Annotated in this window: 18 protein-coding genes; 7 read left to right on the top strand and 11 right to left on the bottom strand. The window is 64.8% G+C overall.

Annotated elements, in window-relative coordinates; translation table 11 throughout:
- The first annotated feature begins 141 nt into the window (after nucleotides 1-141).
- Nucleotides 142-3,618 carry an indolepyruvate ferredoxin oxidoreductase family protein gene (locus GGD62_RS36720; protein WP_183713353.1) on the top strand — a complete coding sequence of 1,159 codons (3,477 nt, stop codon included), beginning with the start codon at nucleotides 142-144 and terminating at the stop codon, nucleotides 3,616-3,618.
- A gap of 273 nt (nucleotides 3,619-3,891) precedes the next feature.
- Here GGD62_RS36720 and GGD62_RS36715 read toward each other — a convergent pair whose 3' ends face one another.
- The 4 genes from GGD62_RS36715 to GGD62_RS36700 form a co-directional block, all read right to left on the bottom strand.
- Entirely contained in the window at nucleotides 3,892-5,622 is a 1,731-nt protein-coding gene (locus GGD62_RS36715; RefSeq protein WP_183713349.1) for an FAD-dependent oxidoreductase, read from the bottom strand.
- A gap of 59 nt (nucleotides 5,623-5,681) precedes the next feature.
- Nucleotides 5,682-6,701, bottom strand: coding sequence for a S1C family serine protease (locus GGD62_RS36710; RefSeq protein WP_183713346.1), 1,020 nt, complete (start codon nucleotides 6,699-6,701; stop codon nucleotides 5,682-5,684).
- 92 nt (nucleotides 6,702-6,793) lie between these two features.
- On the bottom strand, nucleotides 6,794-7,240 hold the full coding sequence (locus GGD62_RS36705) for a hypothetical protein (RefSeq protein ID WP_092259814.1): 447 nt from the start codon (nucleotides 7,238-7,240) through the stop codon (nucleotides 6,794-6,796).
- 7 nt (nucleotides 7,241-7,247) lie between these two features.
- The gene (locus GGD62_RS36700) at nucleotides 7,248-8,846 is read right to left on the bottom strand and encodes a GMC family oxidoreductase (RefSeq protein ID WP_018322695.1); all 1,599 of its coding nucleotides are present in this window, start codon (nucleotides 8,844-8,846) and stop codon (nucleotides 7,248-7,250) included.
- 200 nt (nucleotides 8,847-9,046) lie between these two features.
- Here GGD62_RS36700 and GGD62_RS36695 point away from each other — a divergent pair, with 200 nt between their 5' ends.
- Nucleotides 9,047-9,835, top strand: coding sequence for a thermonuclease family protein (locus tag GGD62_RS36695; RefSeq protein ID WP_179735506.1), 789 nt, complete (start codon nucleotides 9,047-9,049; stop codon nucleotides 9,833-9,835).
- 219 nt (nucleotides 9,836-10,054) lie between these two features.
- Here GGD62_RS36695 and cyoD read toward each other — a convergent pair whose 3' ends face one another.
- From cyoD to GGD62_RS36675, 4 genes are read right to left on the bottom strand one after another with little or no spacing between them, the layout of a single operon-like run.
- A complete protein-coding gene (cyoD, locus tag GGD62_RS36690) occupies nucleotides 10,055-10,441 on the bottom strand; it encodes a cytochrome o ubiquinol oxidase subunit IV (protein ID WP_018322693.1) in 387 nt (128 codons plus the stop codon).
- Complete coding sequence (locus GGD62_RS36685; RefSeq protein ID WP_018322692.1) at nucleotides 10,438-11,079, bottom strand: cytochrome (ubi)quinol oxidase subunit III; 642 nt, start codon at nucleotides 11,077-11,079, stop codon at nucleotides 10,438-10,440. The genes cyoD and GGD62_RS36685 overlap by 4 nt, the downstream gene beginning before the upstream one ends.
- Nucleotides 11,079-13,079 carry a cytochrome o ubiquinol oxidase subunit I gene (gene cyoB / locus GGD62_RS36680; RefSeq protein ID WP_183237988.1) on the bottom strand — a complete coding sequence of 667 codons (2,001 nt, stop codon included), beginning with the start codon at nucleotides 13,077-13,079 and terminating at the stop codon, nucleotides 11,079-11,081. Before cyoB ends, GGD62_RS36685 begins: the two co-directional genes overlap by 1 nt.
- Nucleotides 13,069-13,902: a cytochrome ubiquinol oxidase subunit II gene (locus GGD62_RS36675; protein WP_091964603.1), complete on the bottom strand. Its 834-nt coding sequence runs from the start codon at nucleotides 13,900-13,902 to the stop codon at nucleotides 13,069-13,071. The genes cyoB and GGD62_RS36675 overlap by 11 nt, the downstream gene beginning before the upstream one ends.
- Before the next feature lie 249 nt (nucleotides 13,903-14,151).
- On the opposite strand from GGD62_RS36675, the gene GGD62_RS36670 reads away from it, so the two are divergent.
- On the top strand, nucleotides 14,152-14,952 hold the full coding sequence (locus GGD62_RS36670) for an SDR family NAD(P)-dependent oxidoreductase (protein ID WP_183237887.1): 801 nt from the start codon (nucleotides 14,152-14,154) through the stop codon (nucleotides 14,950-14,952).
- 52 nt (nucleotides 14,953-15,004) lie between these two features.
- On the opposite strand, the gene GGD62_RS36665 is transcribed toward GGD62_RS36670, so the two are convergent.
- Complete coding sequence (locus GGD62_RS36665) at nucleotides 15,005-16,369, bottom strand: sorbosone dehydrogenase family protein (protein WP_246783588.1); 1,365 nt, start codon at nucleotides 16,367-16,369, stop codon at nucleotides 15,005-15,007.
- A 178-nt stretch (nucleotides 16,370-16,547) separates the two neighbouring features.
- On the opposite strand from GGD62_RS36665, the gene GGD62_RS36660 reads away from it, so the two are divergent.
- The 3 genes from GGD62_RS36660 (at nucleotide 16,548) to GGD62_RS36650 (ending at nucleotide 19,109) form a co-directional block, all read left to right on the top strand.
- Nucleotides 16,548-17,750 carry a urate hydroxylase PuuD gene (locus GGD62_RS36660; protein ID WP_183238705.1) on the top strand — a complete coding sequence of 401 codons (1,203 nt, stop codon included), beginning with the start codon at nucleotides 16,548-16,550 and terminating at the stop codon, nucleotides 17,748-17,750.
- A 148-nt stretch (nucleotides 17,751-17,898) separates the two neighbouring features.
- The gene (locus GGD62_RS36655; RefSeq protein WP_183238706.1) at nucleotides 17,899-18,756 is read left to right on the top strand and encodes a VOC family protein; all 858 of its coding nucleotides are present in this window, start codon (nucleotides 17,899-17,901) and stop codon (nucleotides 18,754-18,756) included.
- Nucleotides 18,757-18,833: 77 nt separating this feature from the next.
- Nucleotides 18,834-19,109 carry a hypothetical protein gene (locus tag GGD62_RS36650; protein WP_018322685.1) on the top strand — a complete coding sequence of 92 codons (276 nt, stop codon included), beginning with the start codon at nucleotides 18,834-18,836 and terminating at the stop codon, nucleotides 19,107-19,109.
- Between the two features lie 6 nt (nucleotides 19,110-19,115).
- Here the strand turns inward: GGD62_RS36650 and GGD62_RS36645 are convergent, their stop codons facing one another.
- Nucleotides 19,116-20,150 carry a L,D-transpeptidase family protein gene (locus GGD62_RS36645; RefSeq protein ID WP_183713344.1) on the bottom strand — a complete coding sequence of 345 codons (1,035 nt, stop codon included), beginning with the start codon at nucleotides 20,148-20,150 and terminating at the stop codon, nucleotides 19,116-19,118.
- A gap of 184 nt (nucleotides 20,151-20,334) precedes the next feature.
- On the opposite strand from GGD62_RS36645, the gene GGD62_RS36640 reads away from it, so the two are divergent.
- Nucleotides 20,335-21,294, top strand: coding sequence for a lytic transglycosylase domain-containing protein (locus tag GGD62_RS36640; RefSeq protein ID WP_183713341.1), 960 nt, complete (start codon nucleotides 20,335-20,337; stop codon nucleotides 21,292-21,294).
- Between the two features lie 48 nt (nucleotides 21,295-21,342).
- On the opposite strand, the gene GGD62_RS36635 is transcribed toward GGD62_RS36640, so the two are convergent.
- Complete coding sequence (locus GGD62_RS36635; protein ID WP_183713338.1) at nucleotides 21,343-22,458, bottom strand: DUF1236 domain-containing protein; 1,116 nt, start codon at nucleotides 22,456-22,458, stop codon at nucleotides 21,343-21,345.
- Nucleotides 22,459-22,482 lie beyond the last annotated feature (24 nt).

Genomic DNA, 22,482 nt, shown 5'->3' with positions numbered 1-22,482 from the left:
ACTAGCAGGAGCGCCACGGATGCGGCCAGCGATATTGACTTCGCCGGCCCATGCTCTTGACTGGCATCTCTCGCTTCGCAAAGCCGCAAGCCTCCCGCGGCGCAAAATCCCTCGCCGGACTACCACACAAGGACTGCCGAAATGACGCTGTTGCAGGTCGAGCTGGACGACAAATACCGGCTCGAATCGAAGCGGATCTTCCTGTCCGGCACACAGGCTCTGGTTCGCTTGCCCATGTTGCAGCGCGAACGCGACCGGCTCCAGGGCCTCAACACCGGCGGATTCATCTCCGGCTATCGCGGTTCCCCGCTCGGCGTGTACGACCACGCGCTGTGGCGCGCGAAGTCGCATCTCCAGCAGCATGACATCGCCTTCGTCCCTGGCCTGAACGAGGATCTGGCGGCGACTGCGGTCTGGGGCAGCCAGCAGGTCGGCTTGTTTCCGGGCGCCAAGGTCGATGGCGTATTCGGCATCTGGTACGGCAAGGGCCCAGGCGTCGACCGCTCGGTCGATGCCCTCAAGCACGCCAACGCCGCCGGTACCTCGCTCAACGGCGGCGTGCTTGCGCTGGCCGGCGACGACCACGGCTGCCAGTCCTCGACGCTGGCGCATCAGAGCGAGCAGGTGTTCGCAGCTGCGCTGATCCCCGTGATCAATCCGGCAACGCTGCAGGACTATCTCGATCTCGGCCTCTACGGTTTTGCGCTGTCGCGCTTCTCCGGCTGCTGGGTCGGCTTCAAGGCGATCAGCGAAACCGTGGAGAGTTCGGCGTCGATCGACAGCGACCCTGAACGCATCAAGATCGTGCTCCCTGACGATTTCGAGATGCCGCCCGGCGGCCTCAACATCCGCTGGCCCGATCCGCCGCTGGAAGCGGAGCGGCGCCTGTTCGGCCCGAAAATGGCGGCGGTGCAGGCCTTCGCCCGCGCCAACCAGCTCGACCGCATCGTGCTCGATTCCAAGCCTGCGCGGCTCGGCATCGTCGCGACCGGCAAGGCCTATCTCGATCTGCGCCAGGCGCTGGCTGATCTCGGCATCACCGACAAGGACGCGCAGGACCTCGGTCTTCGCATCTACAAGGTTGCCCTGACTTGGCCGCTGGAAGAAAGCGGCGCCAAGCGTTTCGCCGAGGGTCTGCAAGACGTGCTCGTGGTCGAGGAGAAGCGCGGCTTCATCGAAGACCAGCTGATGCGCATCCTCTACAACATCGATGCATCGCGGCGCCCGACGATCACGGGCAAGCGCGACGAAAGCGGCGCGCCGCTGCTCCCGAGCGAGGGCGAGCTGACGCCGACCATCGTCGCCGGCGCGCTGGTCGCGCGCTTACGCAAGCTCGGCCATCACAGCCCGGTGCTGGAGCAGCGCCTCGCGCGGCTCGAGGCCTTCGACAATCCGGTCACCACCGGCACGCAGATCAAGCTGGCTCGCACGCCGTTCTTCTGCTCGGGTTGTCCGCACAACACCTCGACCCGCGTGCCTGAAGGCAGCCGCGCCATGGCTGGCATTGGCTGCCACGGCATGGCCCTGAGCATGCCGACCCGCCGCACCGATCTGATCTCGCATATGGGCGCCGAGGGCGTGAACTGGATCGGCCAGTCGCCCTTCACGAGCGAGACGCACATCTTCCAGAATCTCGGCGACGGCACCTACACCCATTCCGGGCTGTTGGCGCTCCGCGCGGCATCGGCCGCCGGCATCAACATCACCTACAAGATCCTTTATAACGACGCCGTCGCCATGACCGGCGGCCAGCCCGCCGAAGGGGCCTTCAACGTCGCGCAGATCGCGCATCAGGTCTGGGCCGAGGGCGTCAAGCGCCTGGCAATCGTCTCGGACGATCCGGGCAAGTACCCGCAAGGAAACTACTTCCCGCAAGGCGCGACCATCCATCACCGCCGCGAGCTCGATGCTGTCCAGCGCGAGCTGCGCGACATCAAGGGTCTCACGGTCGTGATCTACGACCAGACCTGCGCCGCGGAAAAGCGCCGACGCCGCAAGCGCGGGCTTTATCCCGATCCCGCCAAGCGCGCCTTCATCAACGAGCTGGTCTGTGAAGGTTGCGGCGACTGCTCGCAGGCCTCCAACTGCGTCTCGGTGCAGCCGCTGGAGACCGAGTTCGGCCGCAAGCGCCAGATCGACCAGTCGAACTGCAACAAGGACTTTTCCTGCGTCGAGGGCTTTTGCCCGAGTTTTGTGACCGTCCATGGCGGTTCGCTCAAGCGCATGAAGACTTCGGCCGTCGATTCCGGCCAGCTGTTCGCCGATTTGCCGCTGCCGCCCGCACGCGAGCTGGACGCGCCCTACAACATCCTCGTCACCGGCATCGGCGGCACCGGCGTCATCACCATCGGCGCCCTGCTCGGCATGGCGGCCCATGTCGACGGCCGCGGCTGCTCGGCGCTCGACTTCACCGGCCTGTCGCAGAAGAACGGCGCCGTGATGAGCCATGTCCGCATCGCACGGAAGCCTGAAGACATCTCCGCGGTCCGCATCACCACCGGCGGCGCCGACGTCATTCTCGGTTGCGACATGATCGTCTCGGCCGGCCCCACCGCGCTCAGCCGCGCCGAACGTGGCGTGACCAAAGCCTACATCAACGCCGATTTGCAGCCGACCGCGAGCTTCGTGCAAAACCCCGATCTCGACTTCGAGATGGGCACGATGCAGACCGTGCTGCGCGACGCCGTCGGCGACAAGAACCTCGATATTATCGACGCCACGGGCATTGCCGCCGCGCTGATGGGCGACAGCATCGCCACCAACCCCTTCATGCTCGGCTTCGCCTTCCAGAAGGGCGCGATCCCGCTGTCGCTGGAGGCGCTGCTGCGCGCCATCGAGATCAACGGTGCCGCGATCGAGATGAACAAGCTCGCCTTCACCTGGGGACGCCTGGCCGCCCACGACATGTCGCGGGTGCGCAGCGTGCTGCAGTTCAAGAGCCGAGCGTCGGCGCCGACGAAGTCGCTCGACGACATCGTCGCGACGCGCACGGAGTTTTTGACCAGCTATCAGGACAAGGCCTATGCCGACCGCTATCTCGCGGCCGTCGCCAAGGTACGCAAGGCGGAAACATTCGCCTCTCCCGCGTCAACCGAGCTGACCGAGGCCGTCGCGAAAAATCTGTTCAAGCTGATGTCCTACAAGGACGAGTACGAGGTCGCCCGGCTCTACACCGACGGCAGCTTCGCGAAGAAGGTCTCGGAGAGATTCGACGGCGACTTCACCCTGAAATACCATTTGGCACCACCGATCTTCGCCAAGCGCGACAAGTCGACGGGCCGGCTGCAGAAGCAGGAGTTCGGCGGCTGGATGATCCATGCCTTCCGCGTTCTCGCCAAGCTCAAGTTCCTGCGCGGCAGCGCCCTCGATCCGTTTGACCGCACCGAGGAGCGCCGGACCGAGCGCAAGCTGGTTGAGGATTATCTGGCGATGATTGATCAGCGGATGGCCGGGCTGAAGGCAGAGCAGATCCCGCTGCTGGCACGCCTCGCGCGCGTGCCCGAGACGATCCGAGGCTTCGGCCACGTCAAGGAGACCAACATCAAGCTGGCGGCGGCCGAGACGGCACGGCTGGAGGCGGAGCTGGAGAACAGCCGTTTTGCGGCGGCGGCGGAGTAGCGGCTAAGAACGCAGGCTCTCTCCCCGTCATTGCGAGGAGCCATGCGACGAAGCAATCCAGAGTCTCGCCACATACTCAGTGTCGTCGCCCGGCTTGCCGCCTTCGCTTAAGCTTCGGCGTGCCAAGCGCTCGTGTGCTCGTGTGGGCCGCGGCGTAGCCTTGGCGGAGCCGGGACCGGGCGATCCAGTACTCCGAGGCGGTTGTGATTGAACCGATGGGCCGCGGCGTACTGCATGCCCCGCTTTCGCGGAGCATGGCAGCGGTGGAAATAGCTAAACCGACGCCGACACGCCTGCAGCGGTCTCACGTGTGACGCTTCCCTCCGCCAGATGCCTTCCTGCGATATATCCAAACACCAGTGCCGGCCCCAGCGTGATGCCCGGTCCCGGATAATTCCCGTTCATGATCGAGCCCATGTCATTGCCGCAGGCGTAAAGGCCCGCGATCGGCGTGCCGTCCGCGCGCAGCACCCGGGCTTGCGGATCGACCTTCATGCCGACGGCCGTGCCGAGATCGGCCGGATGGATGCGCATCGCGAAGTACGGGGCGCGGAGGATGGGCGCAACGCAGGGATTAGGCTTGTGAGCGGCATCGCCGAGATGGCGTTGATAGATGGTGCTGCCGCGGCCGAATTCGCCATCGCGCCCCTCCTTCGCGCCTTCGTTGTAGCTCGCGATCGTCGCCGCCAGCACCCGCGGCTTGATGCCGATCTTCGCCGCGAGGCCCGCGATATCAGGCGCCTCGATCAACTCGCCGCTCGCCACATAGCGCCGATAGCTCCGCGTGAACGGCCTGATCCGGCCGAGGCCGTAAGCCCACAGGAACCGACGATCGCAAATCAAATAGAACGGCCGGTCCGCTTCGCCATTGCTGTCGCGCAGCATGGCCAGCACGAATTCGTGGTAAGACAGCGCCTCGTTGACGAAACGTCGGCCCGCTGTGTTGACGGCGATCACGCCGGGCTTGGCGCGGTCGGCCACAAGGTGCGGGAACACGCCGCGGCTGCCGTCGGCGCGGCGGAATAGCGAGGCCGGCACCCAATAGGCCGGGCTGGTCGCATCCGCATTGAGCGCGGCGCCTGTCGCTGCCGCCAGCCGAAGTCCGTCGCCGGTGCTGGAAGGGTTGGTCGCCGAGACGAAGCCAGCCGCCGCCGGGAAAAAGCGCTTGCGCAATACGGCGTCGTGCGAGAACCCGCCGGTTGACAGCACCACGCCGCGGCGCGCTGCGATCGGCCGGTCGCGCGAGCCATGACGGATCACCACGCCACTGACGCGGTCGCCCTGCATCGAGAGGTCTTCGACGTCGGCGCTGAAGAGAACTTCAACTTGCCGCGCCAGCAGCGAAGCATAGAGCTGCGCGGCAAGTGCGTTGCCGAGATACAGCGACGTGCCGCGCCGGCTCCGCAGCCGCTGCAGCGCATATCGAGAGATCAGCCGCGCCGCACGCAGGGTCGAGCGCAGCGATGTTCCAACACTGCGCAAATGCGAAACGTCGCGAGGATCGACCATCATCCCGCCGAACAGCGTGAACTCCGGCAACGGTGGCCGCAATCGCGCAAAAGCGCCGCCGAGCCGCCTGCCGTCGAAACCGACCGACTCCAGCACGCGGCCGCCAGCGGTTGCGCCCAGCCGCTCCGGATAACAATCCGGACAGGCCTTCACCGGCTGGAGGCGAACTTCCGTGTTGGCTTCGAGATAGGCGATCGCCTCGGGCCCGCGTGCGAGGAAGGCGGCGCGCAGGCCGGCATTGGCGGGCTCGGGCACCGTGCTCGACAGATACTGGACGGCATCCGCGACGCTGTCGGAGAGCCCGGCCTCCCTCATCCTGGCATTGGCCGGAATCCAGACCATCCCGCCGGACCAGGCGGTGGTGCCGCCGACGAACGCGGTCTTCTCGATCACCAGCACGCGCAGGCCTTGCGCAGCGGCCACGGCCGCCGCCGTCATGCCGCCGGCACCGGCGCCGATGACAATGACGTCGTAGGTCTCATGCGCCGGCATCATGCGGCGGGTTTCCGAAGGCGAGGCATGACACCGTCATACCTCGCCTCGCCCCTTCGGCGCTAGCGCTGCGGCTTGCGCTCGATCGGGTCGATATCGATCGCCCGCAGGCGGCCGAGCCGCAGCACGTTCATGGCGAGCCGCCGGCCGATGCGGTCGCGGTCGAGCACGCGGATCAAATCGTCGACGCCGTTGATCTCAACGCCGTCGAGCCTGATGACGACGTCGCCAGGCAACAGGCCCGCCTTCGCCGCCGGACCCTCCGGCTCGATCTGCGCGAGCAATGCGCCCATCTTGTTTTCGATGCCGGCCAGCAGCGCATGCCGCCGTGGGATCGGCGCGGTCTGTCCGGCGACGCCGATATAGGCGCGACGGACATAGCCGTGACGGATGATCTCCGACAGCACGAATTGCGCGGTGTTGCTGGCAACCGCGAAGCAGATGCCTTGAGCGCCGTTGATGATGGCAGTGTTGATGCCGATCACCTCGGCATTCGACGACAGCAGCGGGCCGCCGGAATTGCCAGGGTTGAGCGCGGCGTCGGTCTGGATCACGTCCTCGATGGTGCGCCCGCTCACCGAGCGGATCGAGCGGCCGAGCGCCGAGACCACGCCGGCGGTCACGGTCGATTCGAAACCGAGCGGATTGCCGATCGCGATCACGAGCTGGCCGCGGCGCAGCGTCTTGGAATTGCCGAGCGCGGCATAGGGCAAATGGCGCACGCCGTTGGCGCGCAGCAGCGCAAGATCGGTATCGGGATCGACGCCGAGCACCTGGGCTTCGCCGACATGGCCCTCGACGTCGCGCAGCCGGATCTCCTTCGACATGCCGACCACGTGGCTGTTGGTGAGGACGAGGCCATCAGGCGAGATCACGATGCCCGAGCCGAGCCCGCCGCGCTCACGGCCGTTCGGCACTTTTGGCCCGGTCTCGACACGCACGACCGCGGGGCCGACCCGGTCGGTCACATCGATCACGGCATTGGAATAGGCGTCCAGCAACGCCCGGTCATCGGCCGGCGCAGATGCTGTCGTTCGCGATGACGCGGCGTCATCGACGATATCAGAGGTGAAATCCAGCATGGCAAGAGTCCTTGAAGGCTCACACAGATGGTGGCCTGTGCCCGGCCGCGCAAGGTGCCCGTCGGGCGCGCAGGGCTGGACTGCCCAGATGGCTAGGGCGCCCGCCGCAGCGTGCCTGCCCTCGCCTTCACCGGATCGAGCAGCGACCAGTCCCCATCCGGAAGCACATGGCCCTTCGGGAATGGCGCCCGTAGCTCGATCCCCAGCGAACCCAGCACGCGGTCGTCGCGGTAGTAGCATTGCAGCACGACACGGACGAGCGTCGCGGCGGCGACGCCGCCGTGCTTGCGAAACTCCTGCGCCACCGCATCGCGTCTGGTGGCATCGAGCTCGGCGAGCGGCGCTCCTGCCAGCCGCGCCAGATCATCCAGCGCGGCCGCGACCAATTTGGTATCGCGGCCAAGCGTTGCGAGCATATCTGCCTGGATCGCGGGATCGTCCGCGCCGGGCACCTTGTACTCGTCGCTGGCGGGAACGATCATCGCGGCGATGCTGCGGAGGTCGTCGCGTTGGGTGCGCGTGAGATTGTCTGCGGACATGGCGGCCTTAATCAAACAAATTGGCGAGGCGCTGCTTCATCTGGTCGGCGATGTAGAGCGCGAGGGCCTGGATGGTGGAGGTCGGGTTCACGCCGCCCGACGTGACGAAGATGCTGCCGTCGACGATGAAGAGATTCTTGACGTCGTGCGTGCGGCCCCATTCATTGACCACGGAGCGCTCCGGGTCGGTGCCCATCCGCGCGGTACCGAGCAGGTGCCAGCCGCCCCAGGGGATCGGCGAATTGATGCAGATGTCGGTGGCGCCCGCGGTCTCCAAAATCTCCCGGCCGCGCGCCAACGCATGCTCCATCATCTTCCGGCTGTTCTCGCTGATCGTGTAGTCGATCTTCGGCGCGGGAATGCCGTGACTGTCTTTCAGGACCGGGTCGAGCGTGACGCGATTATGCTCCTCCGGCAGATCCTCGCAGATCGCGGAAAATCCGAGCCGGTGGCCGTTCAGCTTGCGGAAGACGCGGTGATGATCCTCGCCCCAGGGCAGAATGCCCTTCTGCTCGCTGACGACAGCCTCGAACACCGGTCCGGCCCCGCGCACGAACTGAACGCCATAGCCGCGCACGAAGCCGCGCGAAGGGTCGGTGTCGTACCACTGCTTGCTCCACAGGCAGGTCGGCGGCGCGCGGTTGCTATCGGTCGGCTCCTTCACATAGCCGTAGATCTGCGCATAGGGATGGAACATCAAATTCTTGCCGACGAGGCCCGACGAATTGGCAAGGCCGTTCGGAAAGCGGTTTGACGCCGAATTCAGCAAAAGCCGCGGCGTGCCGACGCCGTTGCAGGCGATGATGACGACATGCGCGGGCTGGAACTGCTCGACGCCGTCCTTGTCGTAATAGACCACGCCGGAGGCCATGCCACTCTCGTCGGTGGTGATCTCACGTACCCGGCAATGGGTGCGCAGCTCGACGCCGGCACGGATCGCCTGTGGCCAATAGGTGATGTCGGTGGAAGATTTGGCGCCTTGCGCGCAGGCCGGCGTGCAATGGCCGAGATTGATGCAGCGCGCCCGGCCCTCATAGTCCATCGTCGCGACCGTCGTATCCGACGGCCACCAGTGCCAGCCGAGCTTGTTCATGGCCTTGCCGATGATGGCGCCGGACAATCCGAGCGGCTGTTGCGGCATCGGCGGATGCGTCAGCGGCGAGAGCGGATCGCCTGACAAGCCCGACGTGCCCATGATCCGATCGTTCTCCTCGAAGAACGGGGTCAGCGCGTCGTAATCGATCGGCCAGTCGTCGGCGACGCCGTCCAGCGTCCTCACCTTGAAATCGGAGGGATGCAGCCGCGGCCAGTGCGCGGTGTACATCACCGTGGAGCCGCCGACCGCGTTGTAGTTCACGACCTTGATCGGCGAATTGTCGTCGTTGATCGGATAGTCCTCGGGCCGGCCGCGCACGTTCGGGCTCGACGACCACTCGCCGTAGAACTTGGCCTCCCAGTCCCGGCCCGTGCTGGGATATTCCGCCGGGTTCATCCAGCCGCCCTGCTCCAGGCAGAGAATGTGCATCTTGGTCTCGGCCAGCGACCACGCCACCGCCGCGCCCGAAGCGCCGGCGCCGATGATCAGGACGTCCACGGGGTCTTTCATCGCAACCTTTTCCTCCCGCCCTCGCCGCTTCCCGGGCGATTCGGCCTGCACGGTCCGCAAGGCCTGCGAACGATAGGGTCAGAGCGGGCGGGGAGTAAAGCCGCGGGGCCGGAATGTCGCACTTCGCAGGGTGCAGACCATTGGTATCGCCACATCCGGATGCTAGGAACAGGCGCACGAGCAATCGATAGCGAGACCGCATGTCCTTCCGAAATGTCTTTGCCGCCGCCCGCGCTTTTGCGCTCGTTTTGTTTTTCGCCTTGTCCGGAGTCCTGGCGTCTTCCGAGCCGGCTTCCGCGCTGACCGCCGCCGCGACAGTCCGCGACGGCAACTCCATCCAGCTTGGCGACGTCACCTACCGGCTTGACGGCGTCGACGCGCCCGAGCTCGACCAGGTCTGCATCGACGACCACGCCGATTCCTGGACCTGCGGCATCGAGGCTCGCGACCAGTTGGCGAAGCTGATCAACAAGCGCTCCGTGCGCTGTGACGATGTCGGGCCGGAGAAGAGCTTTGGCAAACGGCACCGGGCGATCTGCACGGCCGAGGGCGACAAGGCCAGCCTGAACGAGCAGCTGGTCAAGCTCGGCTTTGCCGTCGCCCGCGAGCCGATCAAGGCGAACGTCAAGCCGGCCGTGGCCGAGGCCAAGTCGGCCGCCGCCGGGATCTGGAAGGGCTGTTTTGTTGCGCCGCAAGACTTCCGCGCGGGCAAGAAGGACGGCGCACTGCTGGGCGCCGCCTGCCGTCCGGACCGCGACAAGGAAATTCGCGCCGTGCTGTTCCCGGAGGAGCTGACGATGCCGCCGAGTTGCAGCATCAAGGGAAAGCTCGCGGTGCGCGCACGCGTCACCGGCAACATCGGCATCTATCATCTGCGGGGTTGCCCGAGCTACCCCGCGACCACCAAGCCGGACCGCTGGTTCTGCTCGGAGGACGATGCCCAGGCGGCCGGCTTCCGCAAGGCCTACAATTGCCGCCGGCCGAAGTGAAAAATTCCCTCACGCATCCGTGAGTAGTAGTCCATGACCGTATTGATCCGGAATTGAACCCCTTCGCGAGTTGCTGCACTGATAAAGGTACGCAAGCGCTTGCGCGGGCGTTTCCTTGGCAGCAATCCGGCTCCGGCCTGATTGCCTTGCTTGGGCGTTTCCTCCCTAGACTTGGGCCGCTTGTCACAACAAGCGGCTCTTCTTTTTTGGGCGGTGCTATCACTGCATCCGCATGATCTGGTCCATCGGCGGCATGTTCGCGTTCAGATGCGCCATGATCCAGACCGTGCCGCCCACCACCAGGAAGACCACCAGCAGGCCGAAGGCCAGCGCCAGCACGTTGTTGGTGTTGTCGGGACCGGTCGTGATGTGCAGGAAGAACACCAGATGCACCCCCATCTGCGCGATCGCCAGCACGATCAACGCGACCGGGATGGAGGGCTGCCAGACCAGATCGGTGCCGGCGATGAAGAACGACGTCGCCGTGAGCAGCAGAGCCAGGACAAGGCCGACGACGTAGCCGAGAATACGGGTGCCGACACTGTGTTGCTCTTCCTCGCCCGGCGCGAGGTCGTGGTCGCTCCGCGCGTGGCTCTGATCGCTCATGCGGCACTCCCAAGCAAATAGACGACGGAGAACACCCCGACCCAGACGATGTCGAGCGCGTGCCAGAACAGCGCAAAGCACATCATCCGGCGCAGGACGTCGGCGCGGAAGCCCTTGGCAAACACCTGGGCCATCATGGTGAGGAGCCACAGCACGCCGGCCGAGACATGCAGGCCGTGGCAGCCGACCAGCGAGAAAAACGCCGTAAGGAACGCGCTGCGCGACGGGCCGTAGCCGCGCGCGACGAGATCGGCGAATTCGCGGAACTCGATGACGAGGAATATCAGCCCGAGCACGCAGGTCACGGTCATCCCGAGATAGAACCAGAACCGGTTGCGTACATCGGCCGCAATGCTGGCCATGCCGCAGGTAAAGCTCGACAACAGCAGGCACACGGTCTCGATCGCGACGTTCCTCTGCTCGAAAATCTCCGAGCCCTTCGGGCCGCCGGCCGTCTGCCCGGACAGCACCGCGTAGGCCGCGAAGAAGCAGGAGAACATCACGATGTCGGAGAGCAGGAAAATCCAGAAGCCGTAGGCGGTCACGATCCGCTTCGAAGCGGGTCCGGGATGCTCGATGACGAGCCCGATGTGATGGGGATCGGCATGCGCGTGGCCGGCGGTCGCAGTCATCGTCATCAGACCGCCCCCGCCATGCTGACAAGGCTGCGTCGTTCCTCGAGATTGATGCGGTCGATCGCTGCGACCTCCTCCGCGGGAATGACGTATTCGTCATGGTCGCGCCAGGCGAAAACGACGAAGGTCGCGAACGCGCCGAGACCGCCCAAAATCACCATCCACCAGATGTGCCAGATGACTGCAAAGCCCATGACGGTGGCGAAGAACGCGCAGACGAAGCCGGTCGGGGAATTCCGGGGCATCTCGATGTCCTGATATTCCGGCCTGTCGCGTTCGAGCGATTGCTGCTGGGCATGGACTTTCATGTCCCAATAGGCGTCCTCGCCGCGCACATCGGGATTGAAGGCGAAGTTGAACACCGGCGGCGGCGACGAGGTCGCCCATTCCAGCGAGCGGCCGTCCCAGGGATCGCCGGTACGGTCGCGCAGCGCCTCGCGGTTGCGGATGCTGACCACGAGCTGCATGATCTGGCAGATCACCCCGATCGTGAGCACGGCCATGCCAATTGCTGCAACGATCATCCAGGGCCGCCACGCCGCGACGTCATAATGCTGCATCCGCCGGGTCATGCCGAGCATGCCGGCGATGTAGAGCGGGATGAAGGTGATGAAGAAGCCGAGAAAGGTGAACCAGAACGCCAGCTTGCCCCAGCGCTCGTCGAGGCGGAAACCAAACGCCTTGGGAAACCAGTATTCGAAGCCGGCGAAGGCGCCGAACAACACGCCGCCGATGATAACGTTGTGGAAGTGCGCCACCAGGAACATGCTGTTGTGAAGCATGAAGTCTGCGGGTGGCACCGCGAGCAGGACGCCGGTCAATCCACCGATGATGAATGTCACCATGAAGCCGACCGCCCACAGCATCGGCGTCGCGAAGCGGATGCGGCCGCCATACATCGTGAACAGCCAATTGTAGATCTTCACGCCGGTCGGCACCGCGATGATCATGCTGGCGATGCCGAAGATGGCGTTGACGTCCGGCCCTGCCCCCATCGTGAAGAAATGATGCAGCCAGACCATGAAGGAGATGACGCAGATGGCCATGGTCGCAAGCACCATCGAGCGATAACCGAACAGCGCCTTGCCGGAGAAGGTCGAGACCACCTCGGAGAAGATGCCGAACGCCGGCAGCACCAGGATGTAGACCTCCGGATGTCCCCAGGCCCAGATCAGGTTCATGAACATCATGACGTTGCCGCCGGCCTCGTTGGTGAAGAAGTGGAAGCCGAGGTAGCGGTCGAGCAGCAGCATCGCGAGCGTGGCGGTGAGGATCGGGAAGGCCGCGACGATGAGGAGGTTCGAGGCCAGCGTGGTCCAGCAGAACATCGGCATGCGCAAATAATTCATGCCCCTGGTGCGCAGCTTCAGCACCGTGGTGACAAGGTTGATGCCGGCGACCAGCGTGCCGACGCCGGATATCTGCAGCGACCAGGCGTAATAGTCGACGCCGACGCCCGGCGAATAGGACAGCTCCGACAGCGGCGGAAAGGCGAGCCAGCCGGTGCGCGCGAACTCGCCGATCACGAGCGAGAGATTGACCAGCAGCGCACCGGTCGCGGTCAGCCAGAACCCGACCGAATTGAGCGTCGGGAAAGCGACGTCGCGCACGCCGAGCTGCAGCGGCACGATCAGGTTCATCAGCCCGATCACGAACGGCATCGCCACGAAAAAGATCATGATGGTGCCGTGCGCCGAGAAGATCTGGTTGTAGTGCTCCGGCGGCAGGTAGCCCTGCGACTGGTAGGCGACGGCCTGCTGGATCCGCATCATGATGGCGTCGCTGCCGCCGCGCAGCAGCATCACCGAGGCCAGCAGGATGTACATGACGCCGATGCGCTTGTGATCGACGCTGGTGATCCATTCGCTCCAGAGATAGGGCAGATGCCCCTTCACCACGACCCAGGTCAGCACGCCGAGGATCGCGACCAGCACCACTGCGCCCGCGACCAGCGGGATGGGCTGATCGAACGGAATGGCCGACCAATCGAGCTTACCGAGCATCATGGCCTCCACTGTGCGGACGGCCTGCATCGGAGAGCAGCTCCGGCCCCGGTCCCGGCGGAATGTGCTGAGTCGCGATCAGGTCGAACAGGCGGGGATCTTCCAGGCGATAGATTGGCCTGCCCTTCTCGACGCCCTGCTGCATCAGCTTCTTGTAGCTGTCCTCATTCAGCACGGCATCGGTCTTCGCCGTGGTCGCCACCCATTCAGGAAAGGCGAGCGGCGAGACGACGTTGACGTCGAACATCATGTCGGGAAAGCCGTCGCCGGAGAAATGCGCGGACAACCCCTGCAGCTTGCCTTCGTTGTCGGCGCGCAGGTTCAGCTTCGTCACCATGCCGTTCATGGTGTAGATCATGCTGCCGAGCTGCGGGATGAAGAACGTGTTCATCACGCTCGACGACGTCAGCTGAAAGTTCAGCTCGGCGCCGGCCGGCACGGTCAGCGTGTTGACGGTGGCGATGCGCTGGTCCGGATAGATGAACAGCCATTTCCAGTCGAGCGAAACCGCTTGGATCCGCACCGGGCTTCCGGTCCCCGGCACCGGTGCTGCGGGATCGAGTTGATGCGAGCCGATCCAGGCGACGCCGCCGAGCAGGATGACGGTGAGCGCAGGGATCGCCCACACCACCATCTCGACGCGGCCGGAATAGACGAAGTCGGGCTGGTAGCGCGCTTTTGGATTCGAGGCGCGAAACCAGAACGCAAAGCCGAGAATCGCGAAAATGGTCGGCACCACGATCACGAGCATGATGAAGACGGAATCGACCAGAATGGTGCTGTTGGCCGCAGCCACGGGCCCTTGTGGGTCGAGCAGATTCATCGGCAAGCCACTGGCGGTTGGGAAGCCCCGGGACAGAGCCTAGCGCGGGAAAGGCTCCGCAACAAACGCGGCGGCCTCAGAACGGTTCCTGAACCGCAAGGGCCAGCCATGCGCGTTGGGCCCGCGCAACATGCAATTCCATGCGATGTCAATGACATGAACGCAGAAGCCGCGCCCTTCTCCCCGGTCGGGACGATTGCTAATCTGCACGAAAATAATGAGAAATACGGGATCAGGGAGTGAACCGAGATGCGCTTGAAGGACAAGGTCGCCATCGTCGTCGGAGCCGGGCAAAGCCCCGGCGAAGGCATGGGCAATGGCCGCGCCACCGCGCTGACCTTCGCGCGCGAAGGCGCAAAGGTCTTGTGCGTCGATCATCATCTGGAATCGGCGCAGGAAACGGTGGCGATGATCACCGCGAAACATGGCACCGCCGCGGCCTTCAAGGCCGACGTCACGAAGTCGGCCGACATCAAGGCGATGGTCAAGGACGCCCAGTCGCGCTGGGGCCGGATCGACGTGCTGCACAACAATGTCGGTGTCAGCCTGTCCGGCGGCGATGCCGAGCTGCTGCAACTGACCGAGGAAGTGTTCGACCGCGTCGTCGCCATCAATCTGAAAAGCTGCATTCTGGCGGCAAAAGAAGTGATCCCGATCATGCGCGCGCAAGGAAGCGGCGCCATCATCAACATCTCCTCGATGGCGGCGATCACGAATTATCCTTACGTCGCCTACAAGGCGACGAAGTCGGCGATGATCGCCTTCACCGAACAGCTCGCCTACCAGAACGCCGAATACGGCATCCGCGCCAACGTCATCCTGCCCGGCCTGATGAACACCCCGATGGCCGTCGACACCCGCGCCCGCGAATGGCACAAGACCCGCGCCGAGGTCGAGGCCGAACGCGACAGCAAGGTGCCGCTGCGCAAGAAAATGGGCACCGGATGGGACGTCGCGAACGCTGCGCTGTTTTTGGCGTCGGATGAGGCAAACTTCATTACGGGCGTGACGCTACCGGTGGATGGTGGGGCCAGCGTGAGACGGGGTTAGAAGCTGCCGGTGCGGTGCGCCACCCTCTCCCGCAAGGGGAGAGGATGCACCGTCACTGCGGCGCGTGCGTCACCCGCCAGATCGTGCCGTTGCCATCCTCCGAGATCAGCAGCGATCCGTCCTTCGCCACCGCGACTCCCACCGGCCGCCCCCACACTTCCATGTCGCTGACGACAAAACCCGTGACGAAATCCTCGTACTCACCCGTCGGCTTGCCGTCCTTGATCCGGATGCGGATCACCTTGTAGCCGGTGCGCTTCGACCGGTTCCAGGAGCCGTGCTCCGCGGCGAACGCGTCGCTCTGATACTCGGGCGGAAACTGCGTGCCCTGATAGAAAATCATGCCGAGCGAGGCCGAGTGCGGCTGCACCAGCAGATCGGGGACCGTCACCTTGTCCTTGATATCCGGCCGCGCACCGGCGTGGCGTGGGTCTTCGTTGGCGCCGATATAGAACCAGGGCCAGCCGTAGAACGCGCCTTCCTTCACGCTGGTCACGTAGTCGGGCACGAGATCGTCGCCGAGGCCATCGCGCTCGTTGGTCGAGCACCAGGGCAGACCGGTCTGCGGCTGGATCGCAAGGCCGACGCAATTGCGGATGCCGGTGGCGTAGATCTTCCGCTCCTTGCCATCGGGATTGAAAGCCAGCACCGCCGCGCGTTCGGTCTCACTGGCCCAGGCTGCGCCGAGCGGTTGCGTTTTCGCCCACGCCTCCATCCCGCCCGGGGGCGTGCCCATGCCTTCCGCAACGTTGCTGAGCGAACCGACGGAGACCAGCATGCGCTTGTTGTCGGGCGTGAAGACGATGTCGCGGGTGGAATGACCGCCGTCATGCGGCAGGCTCGGCACGATCGTCTCGGCCTTGCCGCGCGCCTTGAGATCGCCGGCCTGATAGGGAAAGCGGACGACGCTATCGGTGTTGGCGACATAGACCCATTGCGGATTGTCCCCGTTCGGGAAGAAGGCGATGCCGAACGGCTGCCTCAGGCCGCTGGCAAACACCTCGTTGGTCGCGAGCTTGTTGCCCTCCCCGGCCCGCAACACACGGATGGTGCCGGCCCGCGTCTCCGCGACGAAGACGTCGCCATTCGGCGCAACCCTGATGATGCGTGGCGCGCGCAGTCCTTCGGCGAACAGTTCGATCTTGAAGCCCGCCGGCACCTGGAGCGCAGCCTCGGCCGGGCGCGGCACCACGCGCGACGAGCTCGCAACCGACCGCGTGGCGCCGGGCCTGACCAGATCCCGCGGCCGGATCAGCCTGACCGTGCCGGGCTTGTCGGCCCGCCAATCGCCATAAGCGTCCTTGCCCTGCAACACCGGCTCGGCCTGCGCACCGGTAGCAATCAGTAGCCCCGCGAATATCGCGACGGACAAAATTCTGCTCTTCAAATTGTCCTCCCGGCCTGCAATCTCGACCATCGATACCACCGCGGCAGGTCGAAGCTCTGCCGCATCCCACGTCAGCTGATGCCCGCACGATGTGCATCAGCTGCGCCCATCGTACTGGAAAACACCGCGGATAGGTGCGACACATTGTATGGGCGGGGGTTGCGGTCATCAAAGCTGCGGCATCGCTGTCGCAATCGACGGGATGATCATGTGGGGATCCATCATATCGGAATGGGCGAGCCTGCTGCTGCGCTGGCTTCACGTGGTGGCGGCGATCGCCTGGATCGGCAGTTCCTTCTATTTCATCGCCCTCGACCTCAGCCTCAGGCCCAAGGGCAACCGAACGAGTGACCTGCCCGACGGCGTCCAGGGCGAAGCCTGGCAGGTCCATGGCGGCGGCTTCTACCGGATCATGAAATATCTGGTGGCTCCCAACCAAATGCCGGACGAGCTGACCTGGTTCAAATGGGAGGCCTACACCACCTGGCTGTCCGGCTTCGCACTGATGGTGGTGGTGTATTATCTCGAGGCCGATCTGTTCCTGGTCGACAAGTCGATCCTCGATCTCACGCCGTTCCAGGCCGGCCTGTTCAGCCTCGCGAGCCTGGCTCTGGCGTGGCTCCTCTATGAAGCCGCCTGCCGCACCGGGCTCGCCCAGCGCGAGCTGCCCTTCGCCATCGGCGGCTATCTGTTCCTTGTCGCGCTGACCTTTGCCTTCACCCATGTGCTCAGCGGCCGTGGCGCCTTCAACCAGATCGGCGCCATCATCGGCACCATCATGGTGGCCAATGTCTTTGCGCTGATCATCCCCAACCAGAAGAAGATCGTGGCCAGCCTGATCGCGGGACAGGCGCCGGATCCGAAGCTCGGCAAGGCCAGCAAGGAGCGCTCGGTCCACAACAACTACCTGACGCTGCCCGTGGTCGTGCTGATGATCAGCAACCACTATCCCCTGCTCTATGCCACGCGCTTCAACTGGATCATCGTCGCCATCATCCTGGCGCTGGGGCCGGTGATCCGCCACTTCTTCAACGAGCGCCACGCGGGGCGGAAATCGCCATGGTGGGTGTGGGGCGTCGCGGCAATCGGCGTGATTGCGATCCTCTTCCTTTCCGCCGCAGGACCGCGCGAGGTCAAGTCCGGCGCACTGCCGACACAGCCGACCCTTGCCGCTGTCGAGGAGATCGTGACGTCCCGTTGCAGCATGTGTCACGCGGCCGAGCCGGTCTGGGCCGGCATCGTGACCGCACCGAAGGGCATCCTGCTCGATGCGCCCGAGCACATCCATCGCAACATCCGCCTGATCGGCCGCGTCGCGGCCTGGTCGAGCGCGATGCCGCCCGGCAACATCACCGAAATGACCGGCGAGGAGCGCGCGATCCTCGCCGCCTATCTCGAGCAGGCCCGCTGATGCTGCCCGCGCGGCGACAGATCATTTCGCGGAATGAAATTCCGCATCTCCCACTGAATTGAAAATGACTTGACCGCCTATCCGGCGTAGACAGGACCAGCGGCCGCCGACGCGGCCCAAAGTCATTTGCATGCGCGGGGAAAGAACAGTGGCCCTCAAGAACGTCATCGGTATCGACCACGCTGTGGTCATGGTTCAGGACCTCGACAAGGCCGCCGAGAATTATCGGCAGCTCGGCTTCACCGTGTCGCCGCGCGGCACCCACAGCGCGCATATGGGCACCGGCAATTACACCATCATGTTCGACCCCGATTATATGGAGCTGCTCGGCGTGCTCGTCGCGACCGAGCACAACGCACCGGCGCGCGCCTTCCTCGACAAGCGCGGCGAAGGCATCGAGCGCATCGCTTTCACCGCGGTCGATTCCGCCGCCGGTGCCGAGGAGATCCGCGCGCGAGGCCTGGCGCCGATCGGCCCGACCGATTTCGAGCGGCCGGTGACGCTGCCTGATGGCACCGTCTCGGCGGCCAAATTCCGCACCTTCATGTGGCCGACCGCGGAAGCGCCGGGCGGGGTGCGCATCTTCGCCTGCCAGCACAAGACGCGCGAGACCGTGTGGATTCCCGAATTGATGAGGCACGCCAACGCGGCAAAGCGGATCAGGCAGACGCTGATCGCAACCCCGGAGCCGGCGAAGGACGCCGCGCATCTCGGCCGGCTGATCGACCGCGAACCGACCGCCGAGGCCGACGGCGCGGTCACGGTGCCCTCCGGCGGCGATCGGGCCGACTTCATCTATCTGACGCTGGACCAGCTCGCCAAACGCTATCCGGGCGTGCCGCTCGCGGGCCTTTCCGAGCGCGGCGGCGCGGCGCTGGTGCTCGCCAGCGGCGACCTGGCAGCGACCGAGAAGGCACTGGGTTCGGCAGCTGTGCGGAGCGGAGCTGCGCTCTGTGTGCCGCCGGCCAAGTCCAACGGCACCCTGCTCGCCTTCATTGCCGGCTGATTTGAACTAATTCTTCAACGCGTGTTTACCCGGCGGCTCTAGGATTCCCTGCAATCCAAGCCACCGGGGCCAAACGCATGTTCAAAGAGGGATCGCCGATCGCCTATGACGCGCCGGCCGAACTGAAGAAGTGGCCGTCGCTGAAGGGCGAGAGGCAGAAGGACCGAGGTCCGCCTTATCTCGTCTACAACGGCACGCTCGCCGACTGCGTCCGCGAGCTCATGGGCAAGCCGATCAAGGGCATCTCGCTCTACGACATCATGACGAAGCCGCAAGCGGCCTTCGACCAGACCGTGCTGTCGCCGGGGGATGCCGCCGAGATGGCGATGCGCAAGGATTTCCCCAAGGACTAGCAAGGACTAATTCGCGGCGCGCTTGCCGGCCGTCTTGCCCTTCTGCTTCGAGGAAGATTCCGTCGGCGCATCGAGGAAGACGACGGGCGTGCCGCGCTTGACGTTCTCGCCGAGCACACGGGCGTCCCAATTCGTGAGCCTGATGCAGCCGTGTGAGGCCGACTTGCTGACCCTGTCGGGCTCCGCCGTCCCGTGGATGCCATAGCCCTGCGCCGACAGGCCGATCCAATACGAGCCCACGGGATTGTTGGGACCCGGCTTGATGTCGAAGGGTCTTTTGGATTTCACACTCTTGAACTTGTACTCCGGATTGTAGTGATAGGTCGGCTGCTCGTTGGTGCCGGTGACCTTCAGCGTCCCCGTCGGCGTCGGGCGATCCGGACTGCCGATTGATGCCGGGTAGAACGCGACCAGACGACCAGAGCCCTCGTAAGCCTTCAGCGTCGCGCGCGTCTTGTCGATCTCGATCCGAGCGATGCGCGGCAGCTCCCGCCGCGCCGGCACGTTGGCCACGGCAATCGCCTCGCCAGCCTTGTCGAATGACTTGCCCGGATTGAGCGCCTTCAACAGCTCTCCGCTCATGTGGAATTTTTCCGCGAGCCCTTCGAGCGGGCTGGTGTAGCTCAGCGCCTCCAGCGACTTCATGTCATCGAGCTTGGCCGGTAGCTTCTTGAGGAACGGCCCCTTCACGTCCGCGTCGGTGATCTTATAGTCGACAACGACAGGCCCCTCACTCGCTGCGGTCAGCTTGTCCCAGAGTTCAGGGGCAACGACCTTGTCGAAGGCCATTCCGTTCTGCTCGGCGAACGCCTTCATCGCCTTCTGCGCGTTCTCGCCGAACTTGCCGTCGATCTGGCCAGGAGAGAATTGCGCACGATCGAGCAGAATCTGCAGCTTCGTCACCGGCGCGTCGACCTTGTCCGCGGCCGGCTGCTTTTCCGGCCGCGCGGCCTCGTTCACCGCTTTCGCATCGAGATGGCCCGCGAGCACCGGGCAGACGAACCACATCGACATCACCGCGCCAAGCAGCCACCGCCTCATGATCGCTCGTCCCATTCCAAAAATAATGATCCGCAAAACCGCGGGCAGTTTCTTCTTGGGAACACCGTAGTAACACCGAAGGAACCAACGAGACCGCAGCTTTGCCGCAATCAGACGGTTAAGAACTCCTTATCGCCGGCGCACCGCTGGCCGTTCATCCCACAGTTCGAGGTTGTCTCCGCAAATGCGATTTGTCATCGCGGCTTGCGCCGCGTTCATGATTCTGATGTGCGACCTCGATCCGTCGGCGTCCCGGCAAACATCAACTTTCGACCGCGCCGTTATTCAGAACAATCGGGCCTCCCCACTTGTTCCGGTGGTCGAGCTCTTCCTCGCAAGTGTGCAGGCCATCGAGCTCGCCAACGCGCGTGCCGCCTATGAGCAGGTGATCGAGCCGCCCCGGGCGGACGAGCCAGCCCTACAGGCGCCGGTTTCCCCGACCGAGCGATTTTGCCACGCGCTGCGCGAGGCCGCCGAGGCCAGCGGCATTCCCGTGCCATTCTTTGCCCGCCTGCTCTGGCAGGAGAGCCGCTTCAAGTCCAACGAGGTGAGCCAGGCCGGCGCTCAGGGCGTGGCGCAGTTCATGCCCGGGACGGCCGCCGAAGTCGGGCTCGACGATCCCTTCGATCCCATGAAGGCGCTGCCCGCATCGGCAAAATTCCTGCGCAAGCTTCGCGACGATTTCGGCAATCTCGGCCTCGCCGCGGCTGCGTATAATGCCGGTCCCGGCCGCGTTCAGAAGTGGCTCGCCAAGGAGAGCGAGCTGCCGCGTGAGACGCGCGACTATGTCCGCATCATCACCGGCACCAAGGCTGAGGACTGGACCGAGCGGTCCGAGGCGCTCGCGATCAGGATCGACCTGCCGCGCGAGGCGCCATGCGAGGGCATCGGCAGCCTCTCCAAGGCCAAGGATATCGCCTGGGTTCCGGTCAACCTGACACCTTCAGTCGCGACCATTATTCGCAAGGCCGAACAGCTTGCGGCGCGCCTGTCGACAAACCGGACGCGCAAGCGGTTCGTATCCCTGCTCCACAAGAACGCCTCGGCCCGCGGCAAGGCGAGGAGCATGATTGCAGTCCGCGCGGCGAAGGGCACCAAGGCTCGGGCCATCCGCATCGCGGCACGCGAACGTTCGGCGATCTGACGCACAAATCGAGAAGCCGCCCGATGGGCGGCTTCCGACGGCTGAGAACTAGTCGATCTCCTCGATCACGCGTCGTTCGCGAGGCTCGATGACATAAGTCCGGGTATCGCGATGGATGTAGCGGTACTCCCGCAGGTCGGGCGCATCCCGATAAACCGTGCTCGGAAATTCCTCGACCTCGACGCTATCAGGGACGCGATCGCCGACATGGATCTCGGTGCGCGCTGTGCTTCCGGTGGTCTGCCGTTCGCTCCGGCTCTCGGGACGCGCTTTCGCATGCTTGCGGATCGCATCGCGATCGCGGTCAGAGAACTTGCTTGCGCTACGCTCGCGGGTGGTCGACGTCGTCGTTGCCGTGGATTTCCCCGAATACGGCAGCACCGTCACGATCTTGTAGGTCGCCGGATCGACCACGACGATTTCATCCTTCACCAGCGCGAAGCTGTAGCCGCGATATTGCGGCACGATCTCGACCACGTCAGGCGGAAGGGTCGAGAGGTGCACGTCGCGCGGCACGACCGTGCCGACATTCAGCGAGAAATTGACGCTGGTCAGCGGCCGGACGTTCAGATGCGAGATCGAGGTGCTGATCTTCGTCTCCTGCTGGCGGTTCAGATTGACGTTGGTCTGCGCGGCCGCCTGAGAGTTGGTTCCGGACCGCTCGCCCTGCGCCTGATTGCCGGCTGGCGCCGTAGGCGCCTGCTGAGCCTGGTTGGTCCCGGATGCAGCGGGCGCCTGCTGCGCCTGATTGCTATTGGCCGGTGGCGGATTGGACCGATCCTGCGCCTGGTTCGTGTTTGCCGGCGGCGGGTTGGCGCCCTGCTGGGTGGCGGGCTGGTTACCGGTCGTGTTCGAGCTTGCCGTGCCGCTCTGCGGCCGCGAAGTGTCCGTGCTGCTCGCAGCATTGTTGGATGTGCCGGAATTGGCGGCCCCGGAGGATGGCGCGGTGCTCTGCGTCGTCTGTGCCGAGGTTCCCGTCGACGGTGATTGCTGAGGCTGCGATGTGGTCTGCTGCGTGCCGGCCGCGCCGGATGGCGAGGTCGTCGCAGGCGCCGTGGAATTGGATTGAGATTGCGGCGTCTGCTCGGACTTGGTGGGCGATTGCGCGAAGGCGGCGTTCGCCAGCACCAGCCCCAATGCGGTGGTTGCCAACAGGCGGATCATGGTTCACTCCCTTTTATCAAATGA

The organism is Bradyrhizobium sp. ERR14, from assembly GCF_014198235.1.
Taxonomy (GTDB): domain Bacteria; phylum Pseudomonadota; class Alphaproteobacteria; order Rhizobiales; family Xanthobacteraceae; genus Bradyrhizobium.
The sequence above is the reverse complement of the archived record's forward strand: the minus strand, read 5'-3'. Positions and strand labels throughout refer to the sequence as shown.

Coding starts and splice junctions, on each gene's coding strand:
- GGD62_RS36720 (WP_183713353.1), top strand. CDS start 142: ATGACGCTGTTGCAGGTCGAGCTGGACGACAAATACCGGCTCGAATCG.
- GGD62_RS36715 (WP_183713349.1), bottom strand. CDS start 5,622: ATGATGCCGGCGCATGAGACCTACGACGTCATTGTCATCGGCGCCGGT.
- GGD62_RS36710 (WP_183713346.1), bottom strand. CDS start 6,701: ATGCTGGATTTCACCTCTGATATCGTCGATGACGCCGCGTCATCGCGA.
- GGD62_RS36705 (WP_092259814.1), bottom strand. CDS start 7,240: ATGTCCGCAGACAATCTCACGCGCACCCAACGCGACGACCTCCGCAGC.
- GGD62_RS36700 (WP_018322695.1), bottom strand. CDS start 8,846: ATGAAAGACCCCGTGGACGTCCTGATCATCGGCGCCGGCGCTTCGGGC.
- GGD62_RS36695 (WP_179735506.1), top strand. CDS start 9,047: ATGTCCTTCCGAAATGTCTTTGCCGCCGCCCGCGCTTTTGCGCTCGTT.
- cyoD (WP_018322693.1), bottom strand. CDS start 10,441: ATGAGCGATCAGAGCCACGCGCGGAGCGACCACGACCTCGCGCCGGGC.
- GGD62_RS36685 (WP_018322692.1), bottom strand. CDS start 11,079: ATGACGATGACTGCGACCGCCGGCCACGCGCATGCCGATCCCCATCAC.
- cyoB (WP_183237988.1), bottom strand. CDS start 13,079: ATGCTCGGTAAGCTCGATTGGTCGGCCATTCCGTTCGATCAGCCCATC.
- GGD62_RS36675 (WP_091964603.1), bottom strand. CDS start 13,902: ATGAATCTGCTCGACCCACAAGGGCCCGTGGCTGCGGCCAACAGCACC.
- GGD62_RS36670 (WP_183237887.1), top strand. CDS start 14,152: ATGCGCTTGAAGGACAAGGTCGCCATCGTCGTCGGAGCCGGGCAAAGC.
- GGD62_RS36665 (WP_246783588.1), bottom strand. CDS start 16,369: ATGGTCGAGATTGCAGGCCGGGAGGACAATTTGAAGAGCAGAATTTTG.
- GGD62_RS36660 (WP_183238705.1), top strand. CDS start 16,548: ATGTGGGGATCCATCATATCGGAATGGGCGAGCCTGCTGCTGCGCTGG.
- GGD62_RS36650 (WP_018322685.1), top strand. CDS start 18,834: ATGTTCAAAGAGGGATCGCCGATCGCCTATGACGCGCCGGCCGAACTG.
- GGD62_RS36645 (WP_183713344.1), bottom strand. CDS start 20,150: ATGAGGCGGTGGCTGCTTGGCGCGGTGATGTCGATGTGGTTCGTCTGC.
- GGD62_RS36640 (WP_183713341.1), top strand. CDS start 20,335: ATGCGATTTGTCATCGCGGCTTGCGCCGCGTTCATGATTCTGATGTGC.
- GGD62_RS36635 (WP_183713338.1), bottom strand. CDS start 22,458: ATGATCCGCCTGTTGGCAACCACCGCATTGGGGCTGGTGCTGGCGAAC.